The organism is Mycoplasmopsis mucosicanis (assembly GCF_006546935.1).
GTDB lineage: Bacteria > Bacillota_I > Bacilli_A > Mycoplasmatales > Metamycoplasmataceae > Mycoplasmopsis > Mycoplasmopsis mucosicanis.
On the sequence record NZ_SMDN01000003.1, the window covers coordinates 65774 to 80320 of the forward strand.

10 protein-coding genes are annotated in these 14547 nt (G+C 29.1%); 9 read left to right on the forward strand and 1 reads right to left on the reverse strand.

Going from position 1 to position 14547, the window contains the following annotated elements; all coding sequences use genetic code 4:
* Position 1: 1 nt before the first annotated feature.
* From cdd to E1I18_RS01225, 9 genes are all read left to right on the forward strand, one after another.
* Positions 2-394, forward strand: a complete 393-nt coding sequence (gene cdd, locus E1I18_RS01185) for a cytidine deaminase (RefSeq protein WP_141483785.1) — start codon at positions 2-4, stop codon at positions 392-394.
* Entirely contained in the window at positions 394-1263 is an 870-nt protein-coding gene (gene era / locus E1I18_RS01190) for a GTPase Era (protein ID WP_141483786.1), read from the forward strand. The genes cdd and era overlap by 1 nt, the downstream gene beginning before the upstream one ends.
* 8 nt (positions 1264-1271) lie before the next feature.
* Positions 1272-2327: an aminopeptidase P family protein gene (locus E1I18_RS01195; protein ID WP_141483787.1), complete on the forward strand. Its 1056-nt coding sequence runs from the start codon at positions 1272-1274 to the stop codon at positions 2325-2327.
* A 4-nt stretch (positions 2328-2331) separates the two neighbouring features.
* Positions 2332-3675, forward strand: coding sequence for an aldehyde dehydrogenase family protein (locus E1I18_RS01200; protein ID WP_170218488.1), 1344 nt, complete (start codon positions 2332-2334; stop codon positions 3673-3675).
* A gap of 94 nt (positions 3676-3769) precedes the next feature.
* A complete protein-coding gene (gene proS / locus E1I18_RS01205; RefSeq protein WP_141483789.1) occupies positions 3770-5200 on the forward strand; it encodes a proline--tRNA ligase in 1431 nt (476 codons plus the stop codon).
* A 49-nt stretch (positions 5201-5249) separates the two neighbouring features.
* The gene (locus tag E1I18_RS01210; RefSeq protein ID WP_141483790.1) at positions 5250-5618 is read left to right on the forward strand and encodes an MG284/MPN403 family protein; all 369 of its coding nucleotides are present in this window, start codon (positions 5250-5252) and stop codon (positions 5616-5618) included.
* A gap of 376 nt (positions 5619-5994) precedes the next feature.
* On the forward strand, positions 5995-7569 hold the full coding sequence (locus E1I18_RS03715; RefSeq protein ID WP_170218490.1) for a Dam family site-specific DNA-(adenine-N6)-methyltransferase: 1575 nt from the start codon (positions 5995-5997) through the stop codon (positions 7567-7569).
* The gene (locus E1I18_RS01220; RefSeq protein WP_141483791.1) at positions 7559-9106 is read left to right on the forward strand and encodes a hypothetical protein; all 1548 of its coding nucleotides are present in this window, start codon (positions 7559-7561) and stop codon (positions 9104-9106) included. The genes E1I18_RS03715 and E1I18_RS01220 overlap by 11 nt, the downstream gene beginning before the upstream one ends.
* Positions 9107-9288: 182 nt before the next feature.
* A complete protein-coding gene (locus E1I18_RS01225; protein ID WP_141483792.1) occupies positions 9289-13641 on the forward strand; it encodes a PolC-type DNA polymerase III in 4353 nt (1450 codons plus the stop codon).
* Positions 13642-13789: 148 nt separating this feature from the next.
* Here the strand turns inward: E1I18_RS01225 and E1I18_RS01230 are convergent.
* On the reverse strand, positions 13790-14547 hold a 758-nt coding region (locus tag E1I18_RS01230), incomplete at its 5' end, for an IS1634 family transposase (protein WP_141483793.1).

Sequence of the window (14547 nt, forward strand, 5' to 3'; positions counted from 1 at the left end):
CATGCAAATAGAAAAATTACGTGATTTATTAAAATATTCATATTGTCCTTGATCACATTTTAAAGTTGCAGCAATAGCAATTGATGAACAAGGACGTGAGTGACCTGGTGTCAATGTTGAAAATGCAGCATTTCCATCAGGACTTTGTGCTGAAAGATCAGCATTATTTGGTTCAGTAGCTCATGGTGCAAAAGTAGGAACTTTTAAAGAAATTCATATTATTTCTTCATCAGAAAATGTTGTTTCACCTTGTGCAGGTTGTAGACAAGTAATTACTGAATTTATGCCTGATGACGCAACAATTTACTTATACTCAAACTCAGGTGACAAAGTTGAAAAATTCAGTGTTCTTCAAATGGTTCCAAAACCAATTAGAAGTGAGCAAATTAAGTAATGAAGGCAAGTATTGTAACAATTATTGGTAGACCAAATGTTGGTAAATCATCATTGATGAATGCAATTATAAATTATGATCTTGCGATAGTTTCAAACATTCCACAAACAACAAGAGACCAAATAAGCGGTGTGTATAATGAACCTGGCTATCAAATTGTTTTTGTTGATACACCAGGAATTCATAAACCATTAAATAAGTTAGGTGAGACATTAAATAAAAATGCTTACGATGCATTGAGCGAAATAGATTGTGTGTTATTTTTATCTCCACTAAATGAACAAATTGGTGCAGGCGATAGAGCTATTTTGGAAAAAATTCAGAATCAAGAAAATAAGATTGCTATTATTTCAAAAATTGATTTAGCTCAAAAACCAGAAGATGTTGCGCTTAAGATTGAAGAACTTAAGAAATGTGGCTTTGATAAAATTTTAAGTGTTTCAACACAAAATGAAAAATCTATCAAAATGCTCATTGAAGAGTTAAAAAAATACACAACTGAAGGCGAACCCTACTACAGCGAAGATAACATCACTGATAAATCAATGCGTTTTATTGCTAAAGAAATTATTAGAGTTTCAGCAATGAACTTATTACGAGAGGAGTTACCTCACTCGATAGCCGTAGAAGTTAATGAATTTATTGAAGAAGAAGAGAAAATTTCAATAAATTCAATAATTTATGTTAAAAAAAATTCACAAAAAGGAATGGTTATTGGTAAGAATGCTCAAAAAATCAAACAAATTGGTATTAATGCAAGAAAACAGATGATGAATCTTTTTGGTGTAAATGTGGATTTAAGACTAAAAGTTAAGGTTGCTGATAAATGAATAAATGATGCTAAATACCTTAAGAAATTTGGATATTAGGAGGCAAAATGAATAGAAAATATTTAGATAAAATGTTTGCAGAACACAAAGTTGATGCACTTGTTTCTGAAGCTGCTCAAACTAGATTGTGATATGCTGGTGTACAAACCTCAGATGGTTATATTGTTATTGAACAGAATGAAGCACACCTATTTGTTGATGGTAGATATATTGAATATGCTACTGCAAATGCAAAAAATGTGACAATTCACTTATTGCAAGGAACTGCTTTAAAAGATTTCTTTGCTGAAAAAAAATATAAAAAAGTTGCATTTGAAAAAGATTATTTAAAAATTCAAACCTACGAATATTTGAAATCGCTTATTCAACCACAAGAAGAAGTTATGATTTTAGGTCAAGAGCTTCGAATTTTAAAATCTCAAGAAGAGATCAATATAATGCAAGACACTGTTGACAAATCATTAAAAGCATTATGACAACTTAAACGTTGAATTACACCTGGCTTTACTGAAAAACAAGTAGCGCATAAATTGAATTATCTTCTAAAACAAAGTGGTGCTGATAAAGAAAGTTTCGATGAAATTGTTGCTAGTGGTCCTTCTGCTGCTGAACCTCACCATCATCCAACTGATAGAAAAATTGAAGCAGGTGAGCTTCTTAAAATTGACTTTGGAGCTCTATACAAAGGTTATTCAGCAGACATCACAAGAACATTTATTCTATGAGATGAAAGAGGTAATGACACACCTAAAGATCCTAAATCAAAAGAAATTTTAGAAATTGTTGAAGCAGCCGCTAAAGCAGGTCGAGATGCTGTTAGACCTGGAATAATGGCTAGCGAAATTGATAAAATTTGTCGAGATTACATTGAAAAAGCAGGCTATGGACAATATTTTGTTCATGGTACTGGTCATGGTTTAGGTATTGATGTTCATGAATTGCCATATGTAAGTAGCAAAGCAAAAGACTATATGCTTGAACCAGGTATGGTTATTACAGTTGAACCAGGAATTTATATCGAAGGTTTTGGTGGTGCAAGACGTGAAGACGATGTTTTAGTTACTGAAACTGGTCGATATGTGTTCTCTGACCCTGAAGAATAAAATAATGGTCCAAAAAGATTTAATAATTTACAACAAACAACGAGAAATGACCCAAAAATATCCTTTCGTTTCTTATAACGAAAGGATATTTGTGTTAAAAAAACTTTATCAACTAATCAAAAAGAATGAAAAAGAGATAATTGATGTCCTTTTTCAAGATCTAGGCAAACATCATTATGAAGCATATTTCAGTGAAATTGGTTTAGTTTTGCATGAAATTAAACACGTGATCAAAAATTTAAAAAAATGAATGAAGCCAAAAAAAGTAAGAACTCCTTTTACACTTTTTGGTGGAAAATCATTTTTGATACCACAAGCATATGGTCAATGTTTAATAATAAGTCCTTGAAATTATCCATTTTATTTAACATTAATGCCTTTAATTTCATCGATAGCTGCAGGCAATAGAAATATTGTTAAAACTTCCGAATTTACACTAGCAACCTCGTCTTTATTATCGAATTTAATTAATGATCAACTCCAATCTGATATGGCTTATGTAATGGATCATAATGTTGAAAGCATAATACAAATATTAGAAAACAAATTTGATTTTGTTTTCTTTACTGGATCTGAAAAAACAGGTACTAAGATAGCACAATCAATAGCCAAATATCATACTCCATCAGTTTTAGAATTAGGTGGTAAATGTCCCGTAATTATTGATAATTCAGTAGTTTTGGGAAAAATAGTATCGCGTATAATGTCTGCTAAATTGCTTAATGCAGGTCAAACATGTATTGCTCCCGACTATGTTTGTGTGCCTAAAGGTCAAGGTTCAAAATTTAAAGAACTATGCCAAAAATATATTGAAATCACTTTGCCTAATCTTGATGATTTTCCTAAGATTATCACTTATAACCATTATCAAAGAATTAAAAATTACATCGCAGCTCACAAAAGCGATATAGAAAATGAATGCAAAATTTATCCACAAGTTATTGATGCTACTTGAAGTGATCAAGTTATGCAAGACGAAATTTTTGGACCAGTTTTACCAATCATTGAATACGAAAATATTGATGAGCTAATTGATGTAATTAATTCAAAAAATCAACCTCTTGCAACTTATTTATTTACAAAAAATAATGATTTAATCAATAAAATTTCTCAAAAGATAAAAACTGGTGGACTAGTTGTCAATGATCTTTTAGTTCAACTTGTTTCAAATAATTTACCTTTTGGTGGTGTTGGAAGTTCAGGAAATGGTAGATCACATGGTTTTGAAGGTTTTAAACAATTTTCTAACATAATTAGTTGCTATCATAGAAAAAGATTTGCATTGTCTTTGACTGAACATCCATATACAGATTTCAAAGAGAAAATTTTTAGAAAAATATTTAAATAAAGGACAGATATTTACAAAAAGGCCATTTTTGGCTCTTTTTTTTCGATTTTTTTAGCATTTTGCAAAATTTAAAAAAAATGTAAAATTTAGAATTATGAAAGAACTAGAAAAAATAACTCCTTTAGAGCAAGATTTTGCAAAATGATATACTGATGTTGTAAAACAAGGTAATTTAATTGCTTATGGACCTTTAAAAGGCACATTAGTTTTTAAACCAAACTCATATGGCATCTGAGAACTTATTCAACATTACTTAAACGAAGAATTTAAAGAGTTAGGCGTGCAAAACGTTTATTTACCTCTTTTAATTCCTGAAAGATTATTCAATAAAGAAAAAGAACATATTGAAGGTTTCAATCCTGAACTAGCCACTATTACTCATGTAGGTGAGGAAAAACTTGATGAAAAGGTTTTTGTGCGTCCAACTAGTGAAGTGTTGTTTGCTGACTTGTTTAAAAACACAGTTGAATCGTATAAAGATCTTCCAATTATTTATAATCAATGAGCCAATGTTGTTAGATGAGAAAAAACTACTAACCCATTTTTAAGAAGTCGAGAATTTTTATGACAAGAAGGACACACTTGTCATAATAATGCAATTGAAGCGCGTCAATTTACACGTACAATGATTTCTTTATATGCAAAATTTTTAAAACATTATTTAGCTATTCCGGTAATCGTTGGTAAAAAAACTCCAAAGGAAAAATTTGCTGGTGCTTGTTCAACATACACAATTGAGGCAATGATGAAAGACGGACGCGCTCTTCAAGCCGGTACAAGTCATTACCTTGCTCAAAATTTTTCAAAAACTTTTGATATTAATTTTAAAGATTCGAATAATAATTATGATTTTGTTTATCAAACATCTTGGGGTGTCTCAACACGTCTGCTTGGTGCAATTATAATGACTCACGGTGACAATCGTGGTATTATTATTCCGCCTCGTGTTGCCCCTGTTCAAGTAGACATTCTTGAACTTTTTGCAGCAAAAAATCCATTAGTAAGCAAAGTAAGCAAATCATTATATAAAGAACTTTCGCGAATTTATCGTGTTAGATTAGATAATTCTGATAAAAATCCTGGTTTTAAAGCTTCTCAATCTGAAATTCAAGGAACGCCGCTTAGAATTGAGATTGGTCCAAGAGATCTTGAGAACAATATGGTAACCTTAGTCCGTCGAGACACCCTAGAAAAAATCATCTTACCAATTGATGATGTGAAACATGAAGTCAAAAATATATTGCATGATATTCATGAAAATCTTTACAATTTAGCAAAACATAGACTTGATACCAATTTAATAATGGTTGATAACTATGATGATTTCAAAAAAGAAATAAAAGAACAAAAATTTGTTTTAGCACCTTTTTGCTGTCATGATGCTGAAGAACAAGAGATCAAGGATCAAACAGGAGCAACAACACGTTGCATTCCTAAAAAACTTGATCGACCTTTTAAATTGGCTCCATGTATCACCTGCAAAAGAATAACAAAAAGATTCGTTATTTTTGCAAGAGCATATTAATTTTTAACTTAGCTTTTTTTGCTAAGTTTTTTTATTATTTGGAGGAAAAATGGAAGCTCATTTTTTTAATGTGCCAGAATTCAAAGGCCCAACTATCGAAAACATAAAATTTAAAAGCGTTAAGGAGATATGCACCATTGAGTTAGGTCTAGCAAAACGCAGAAGACTCGAAGAATATAACAAAATATTCAAAGAAACACATAAACAACCAAAACTAAAACCAATATATGAGTATGCTTCAGAAAACTTAAAAAGAGTTCTAACTTGTATGAGCGAATTAAGTAAAATCATTTTACTTAAAGAGATACTTGAACCAGATCACAGTACATGTTGATGAGAAAATCTATGTTCAAAAACAACCTTTTATAAAAGACGCAATTCGATGATTAAAGAGTTTGCATTCTTCTATTTTGATTAACACGCAGCACAAAATGTGCTATGTTATTTTTCACTTTTTAGAAGCATAAATTTTACCAATATACACATTTTTGAGTGTATATTGGTAAAATTTATCATCTCATAACCTACATTTATTTTTAAATTTTTTCGCTAATATTATTCTTTAATATTTAATAATCTAATTTAAATATATAATTTTATAACTAATAAATGGAGAGTTATGAACACGACTAATAAAAGGTTTTTGAAGCTTTGTGACAGCTAGAAATTACTATTTTATTTAATGCTGAAATAAAAGTTACAAATTTTTACACACTTTATAATATATGTAATAGCAATAAATTATTATTACAGTAATAAAGTTATATTGCATAAGTTTTGGTAAAATGAAAAATATGAAATATGAAATATTTAATGAAGACTGTCTTGAATATATGCAACGTGAGTCTTTTGTTTGTGATGCAATAATCACCGATCCGCCTTATAACATTTCAAAGAAAAATAATTTTAAAACAATCGGACGAAATGGAATTGATTTTGGTAGCTGAGATTATGGTTTTGATCAATTATCTTGACTTGAATATGCTGATAAATTGCTAAAACCTGGTGGCTCAATAATAATTTTTAACGATTACAAAAACATGGGTAAAATAGCAAATAAATTAGAAGAACTTAATTTTGAAGTTAAGGATTTGCTTCGTTGAGTTAAAAATAATCCGATGCCTAGAAATACTTCTAGAAGATATGTAACTGATTTTGAATATGCTTTATGAGCAGTTAAGGGTCATAAAAAATGAACATTTAATAAACCTTCAGACGTTCCGTATTTAAGACCTGAATTTAAGACTTCAATTGTTTCTAAATCATGTGATAAATTTCATCCAACTCAAAAACCTATTGATTTATTGGAAAAAATAATTCAGATACATACAAATGAAGGTGATCTAATTTTTGATCCCTTTATGGGATCTGGCTCAACGGGAATAGCTGCATTTAAAAATAAAAGAAGTTTCATAGGTTGTGAAATTGACAAAAAATATTTTAACAAAACAGTTGAAAGGTTTAAGAGATACGGAATAAGCATTGATACGGTAGTTAGAAGTCCGCTATATTACTTAGGGGATAAGCACAAAATATATAACCAAATTAAAAGATACTTTCCAAAAGACATTGATACTTTTTACGATGTTTTTTGTGGTGGAGGTACAATTTTAGCTAATATAAAATCAAATAAGATTGTCGCTAATGATATTGATAAATTTTTAATTGCTTTATTAACCTTTTTTTACAATAGTGATTATTCGCTTATTATTGATGAAATCGATAAAATAGTTAAAAAATATGACTTGAAATTTGATTATTCAGCTCCTAATAAGCGAATAAATATTGAAAATTATAATGAACTAAAAAATGATTTTAATAATAAAACAAATAAGACCTCTAATGCTTCATTAGTCAAGTTATTAACTTTAATAATTTATGGGTTCAACAATCAAATACGATTTAATAAGAATGGCAAATTTAATATACCAAGCGGTAAACAAGAATTTAATATTAAAAGAAAAGAAACATTAATAAATTTTGTTGAAGCATTACAATCTAGAAATATTAGCTTTTTAAACAACGACTTTAGATTTATTTATGAATATTTAAAGTTAAATATAATTAATAAGAATGATTTTTTATATTTTGATCCACCTTATTTAATAACAGAAGCAACGTATAATTCGATATGAACAGAAAAAGAAGAAGAAGATCTGTTGAAATTATTGGATACATTGAATGAAAAACATATTCGTTTTGCTCTTTCTAATGTGTTGAGTGCTAACGGTAAGGAAAATAAATTACTATTGAACTGATCTAAAAAGTACAAGGTTATAGAGATTGAAAAACATTATAGTAACAGCAATTATCATAGAAAAAATAATGGAAAAGATAGGGAGATATTAATAATAAATTATGAAACATAAAGAATTTAATAAGTTGGGTGATACATCTTATAGAGTTGAAAAACAAGTTAATGGTTGGTGACAATTTTTTGTATGAGTAGTATCAAATAAAGACTCACTTAGAGATCTTGATGATGCATCTAAAGATAAAATGTTTAAGACCTGGTGCAAGGATGAACAAATATATAATTATCCAACGAATGATAAACAAAATAGATTTAAATTATTGATTTCATCATTGGAGAAATGAAAATTTATCTCTAAAGATTTTGAACCACAAATAGATATTGGTAGTTCAAATAGTGAACCCTTTGAAAGTATATTTTTTAGAACTTTATACAACAACTATTCACCGTTCAAAAAAGGAATTGATTTCATTTTAAATAGTAAAGATATAGAGATTAAATTTATTAATTTCTATTTAGCATTTATCGTTTTTGAGGAAGGTGATAGTTTTGAAAGTCTGTATCAAAAAGATACTGATGAAATAATAGATTTAATAGCGAAAAAAAGCCTCGATAACATTAATATTGACTCATACATAAACACTCTTAATTTTCGCAAGCCACCAAAATTTCTTTCGTTGTATAAGAATATATTTTTAAAAATTCAACGAAAAGAAGAAATTGTGTTTGATGATTTTTTGTCATATAAATCGGATTTCAGCGACGAGAAATACTTTAAACACTTAATAAAGGACAAAAAAATTAAAACATTTGAACAAAAGATAAATTTTATTATTCCTTTATTAAATAATATTGAGGGTGAGACTCAGTTTATATACTTTTTTGAAAAATTAAGAGTAATGGAACTATTATTTAATGATTATAGAGATCTCTTCGCTCGTTGAATGTTTGATTTTCACTTAATTAAATCAAAACAAAAGCAAGATACATTTACTTGTTTAATAGACAAAAGTAGAATTTCTTTTGTACAAAATAAGATATGTTTAAATTATGAAAGTGATGTTCAATATCCATACACTTTACAACAATGCAGAGAATATTTAAAACAAATCAATCAACAAGATGTTAATAACCGGTTTAGTTTTAAAAACAACGATGAAAACCTTAAGAACGTTGCAAACAGCACTCTTGCAGAATATTTTGTAAATTTATATTTTTGCCATATCAAAAAGATAAGACCTATCGATGCATTTAACATCATTAAAACCAAAATGGATATCTATTTATACCCTTCTTCTCATGCGCCTGGTGGTACAAGTGATTTGGTTTATATTGGTGAAGAATTGAACACGATTTATTGCATTGAATCAACAATTCACACGCAAGCGACATCTACGTCAAAATATGAGGTTGAACCAATAACGCGTCATATTTTCTCTGAATTAGGTAAACAAAATAATGAAAATAATAAACCATACAATGCAAAACTTATTTTTGTTACATATAATAACAACGATATGTGAATAAAGCTATGTATTAAAGGTATTTTGAATGGAATTATGTTGCATTACGAGAATATAATTGATAGAAAAATAAAAGTAGATCATTTAATAAAGGATTTTGAAGAATATAGTAACATTACAGCATTTTAGGATTTTTTATTAAATAATAAAATACCACTTAAATTTAGCAACTATTAAATTTAAGTGGTATTTTTGTTTTAATATATCATACAGTTATGTGGTTATATCGCTGCTTTTATACGATATTTAAACCTTTAATATTTAATAATCTAATTTAAATATATAATTTTATAACTAATAAATGGAGAGTTATGAACACGACTAATAAAAGGTTTTTGAAGCTTTGTGAACACCTAAATTTTGCAATACCTGAAGAGATGAATACTGCAGAAATTGTGGATTTACAAAGTCATAATAATTCCGATCACCTAGAAATTACGATTTTATTCAATGACGAAGTAAGCGTTGAAAATTTTTATGCATTATATAATGCAATTAAAAACAATCGTCTCTATAAAATCACAGCGCATTTTATTTTTGACTTATTGCAATATAAACATACGAATATTGTTAAATTTATTGAATATACAATATTTAAAAAAGTTCAGTTTTCAAAATTAAGATCACTTGACTGAAACAAAGAATTAATAAGCCTTAATGATTATGATTATGAGGTAGTTTTTATTGATCAATTTTTATATGAACAAAACTCTGTGTTGATTCAACAATTATTACAACATTTACATAAATATGGTTTTAATAAACTTAATATAACTTCGCGACTTAAAAAAATTGATATTGGTCAAATGTTTTTTGACAATAGTGTTCATGATAAAGCGGCACAGCAAAAATTTAACGAGCTTTTAAAAAATCGTGAAAAAATCAATCTTCCTTCACCTTCTACCAAGGAATATTCACGAAAAAAATGATCACAAAAGCAATACGAAATCACTGATGTTCATCAAATCCATTCATTACCAGCGGGTTCAGATATCTCAATAAAAGGTGAAATCTATGATTTTAGTTATCTCGAAACAAAGAATAAAAAACACATATACACAGTATTTATAACCGATTATAATGATGCAATTAGTGCAAAAATTTTCAAAAATGAACCTTTAGAAGCGGACATAATTAAAAACGATTTAGCAATAGGCAATTGAATTAATGTTAAGGGTTCAACATCGATTTCAAAGATAGGCAAACCTGAATTATTTGTCATTGTTGACTATTTTGAAAAAAGTGAAAAATTATTGAAAACTTCAGTGGATAATGCTCCAAGTGATAAAAAAAGAGTTGAACTTAATGTATCTTCAAAGTTTAGCACAATGGATGGTCTTATAAGTCCTGAAGACATTATTACACGTGCGAAGCAATTTGGAATGAGTGCTGTAGCAATCTCTGATATTGATGCAGTGCAAGGCTATCCAAAATTTTATCAAGCAGCTAAAAAAGCGAAAATTAAAGCACTTTATGGTGCTTCATACTCAACGTTTTCAAAAAATCCGACAATTTTTCTTGGTTCAATTCCACAATTAAACATTTCCGATGTTGAATATGTTTCATTTGATATTGAAACTACAGGCTTAAGTCCTCATTTTCATGAATTGATTGAGTATGGTTCATATAGCATCAGCCCTAATAAAAAAGAAAGCAATAAAACACAATTTTTAATTAAACCTAAAGAAAAAATATCACCTTTTACAACAAATCTTACAGGAATAACACAAAGTGACATTGATGATAAAGGTCTAGATATCAAGGTTGCATTACAAAAAATTTACGATGATTTAGATGGCAAAATTGCTATTGCTCATAATGCAAAATTTGACTATCACTTCTTAAAAGAACAATTCAGATTGCATCAAATGCCTTTTCCAAATGTGTGTGTTATTGATACATTAGTTGTTTCAAGAATAATTTTTTCAGACCGCAAAAAACATAGTCTTGGTGAATTGGCTGCTAATTTAGGTGTTGATTATAATCCTAATATTGCACACCGTGGTGATTATGATGCTGAAGTATTGGCTAAGGTTTGACTTGAAATGATGAATGCAATGACTCATAATCAAATTAAAACATTCGAAGACCTTGACAAATATGAAAGTGAAACAAAACATAGAGATAGACACCCTTATGTTATCAGTGTTTTAGTTCGCAATCAAAATGGACTCAAAAAACAGTTCAATATGATTTCGAGTTGCTTGACTACAAATTACAATTTTGGTCCTAAAACATATTTTGAAGATATTAAGCCTGACAAAGATCTTTTATTTGGTTCAGGAACACTTAAGTCAAAACTTTTGGATGATTATTTTTATTCATCTCGCGAACAATTTGAGAATGAAATTCAGCGTTATGACTATATTGAAATACCTGCACCGCAAGTATTTCAACACTGGATTGACCGTGAATTTATCACAAAAACTCAACTTGAATATGCTCTTAAAGACATTATTTTAACTGCAAAAAAATACAATAAGATTCCTGTCGCAACAGGCGATGTTAGATACCTAGATACACATGATAAAAAAGCGTATGAAATTTTAGTCTATGCAAAAGGTATTGGAGGTGTTCGTCATTCACTTTATCGTTATGATCTTGCAAGAGATGCTCGACTAACTATTCCGACACAAAACTTTTTAACTACTGAAGAGATGCTAGAACAATTTTCATTTTTGCAAGATAAACAACTTATTGAAGAAATTGTGATTTTAAATACTAATTTAATTGCAAATATGTGTGAAGAAGTCCAAGTAATTAAAGATAAACTTTACACACCAAATTTCGATGATTCAGCACACAAACTTCGTGAATTGGTCTATAAAAATGCACACATTAGATATGGTGAAAATTTGCCCAAAATTATTGAAAAACGTGTAGAAGCGGAACTTACACCGATTATAAAATATGGATTTGATGTGATTTATTGAATATCACACAAGTTGGTTAAAAAATCTTTAGATGAAGGTTTTATTGTAGGTAGCCGTGGTTCAGTTGGTTCTTCTTTAGTTGCTTCACTTTGTGATATTTCTGAAGTTAATCCTTTAGATCCTCACTACATTTGTAAGCAATGCAAATATTTTGAAATTTCTAATATTGAAGGAATTTCATCTGCATATGATTTGCCAAATAAGCAATGTCCAAACTGTAAAATTGATCTTGATCGCGACGGTCACAAGATTGCTTTTGAAACATTTTTAGGTTTTAATGCTGATAAAGTTCCCGATATTGACTTGAACTTTTCAGGTGAGTTTCAAGGTGAAGTTCATAATGAAACTCGACGTTTGTTTGGTCACTCTCACACTTTGCGAGCCGGTACAATATCAACAATTGCTTTTAAAACTGGTTTTGGATATGTAAAAAGTTATTGCGAAGAAACTCATAATTCATATTCCGATGCATTTGCAAGTTTTTTAGCCAAAAAAATTGAAGGCGTCAAAAGAACAACAGGTCAACATCCAGGCGGAATAATAATTATTCCTAAAGAATATGATGTTTCAGATTTTACACCAATAAACTATCCTGCAGATGATGTTCAATCCACTTGATTTACAACTCACTTTGAATATAAGGCTATTCATGATAATGTGTTAAAACTTGATCTATTGGGTCATGATAATCCAACAATAATTAAACTGCTAGAAAAATATACAGGAGTAAAAGTTGCACAATTACCAAAAAATGATCCCGAAGTTGTAAAGATTTTTTCTTCTACAGAACCAATGAAAATAAAACCTGAAGATATTGGTGGTGAATACACTGGTGCATTAGGTTTGCCTGAATTTGGTACTCAATTTGTTCGACAAATGTTACTGCAAGCAAAACCAAAATCTTTTGCTGACTTAGTATCAATATCAGGGTTGAGTCATGGTACAAATGTTTGAATTGGTAATGCTCAAGATTTGATAATGAAGCAAGGTTATAAACTCCAAGACATATTTTGTTGTCGTGATGATATTTTAGTGCAATTAGTCAAACAAGGTGTAGAGAACAAATATGCATTTAATATTATGGAAAAGGTGCGAAAAGGTAAAGGATTAACACTTGAAGAAGAGCAGCACCTTAAAAAAACAAATGTTGAAGATTGGCAAATTGATTCGATGAAAAAAATTGCGTATATGTTCCCTAAAGCACACGCAGTTGCATATGTATTGATGGCTTGGTGAATAGGTTGGTTTAAAATCCATCATCCCTTAGCATTTTATGCCGCTTATTATGCAACTCATGCAAAAGAGGTTGATATTGATTCTATGGTTGATATCAAAAACGGACGTAAATGCCACATAAAATTACAACAATTGCAATCACTTTCAAAAGATGAACTTAAGGATAAAGACAAAGGTTTAATTCCAACATTAGAAATAACTAGAGAATTATATGCAAGAGGTTTTTATATTGCAAATATTGATCTAAAACTCTCTCAAGCTCATGAGTGATTAATTGATCATCAACGCGGCTGTCTAATTCCTCCCTTCAAAGCACTAGAAGGTTTAGGTGATTCGGTTGCTAGTTCAATAATTGCTGCTCGTAGTGTAAAGGAATTTACCTCAATCCAAGATTTTGCAATGCGTGCCAAAGTGAATAAAACTTTAGTAGAGAAACTTGAAAAAAGTGGTGTGTTTGCAAAACTTGATCCTACAGATCAAATGACACTATTTTAGGAGACAAATGAAAAATAAAATAAAGAAACCAACATTTTGAAATGTTTTTTTGCTCATTTTAATGGTAACTTTTCCTGAGTTTCGGAGTTTAAACTAAAAAAGCGAAATTTGCGCTATTTTATACGCAAAAATCGCTTTTTTTAATTTCTTACATACCATTTTTAATAATTGTGTTTATTTCTTTAAATTTTTCAATGTTTGAAATAAATGGGTTTATTTCTACAAATTTTTTAGTTGCAGTTTTATTGTTTATATTTTGAGTGTATTCAAAACATGAATTTAATAGTGTTATCAATGATTCATTTGTGTATTTATCTATAACTCCATTGTTATAATAAAAATTGTTTATAGCGTAAATTGTGTATTTGAGAACAACAAGAGCAATAAAATTTAATATAAAATGACCTATGATATGCTGATGTGTTCTAACATAAATTGGTCTAATTGATAAAGCTCCTTTTAGTGTTCTAAAATTCTCTTCAATTTGGTATTGTTTGTGATAAATCGATGCAATTTGTTCAGGTTTCAAGTCTTTTCTGGAGGTTTCATATACATAATATCCATCAAATTTTTCATCGTCTTCAATTTTGTCTAGATCAAGAGTAAAACTCATATTGCCTACTTTTTTGAAGAATTTGTATTTTTTTACACCAATAATATCTTCAGCGCTAACCACACCTTCTTTGTTTTGTTTCTTTTTAAAATTATTTATTAATATTTGTCTATCATTTTTATCTTTAGCTGCTCGTTTTTCACTGAAAAATATAATTCTGCGTCTAAAATTATCATTAAATCGCGAACCTTTTCAGAGTGATTGAAACTCTAATTCCTTATATTTGATACCATTTTCAGTTTTAGTATAGCCTTGTGAATCAAATACAAAATCTTTAAATGATTTAGAAGTTG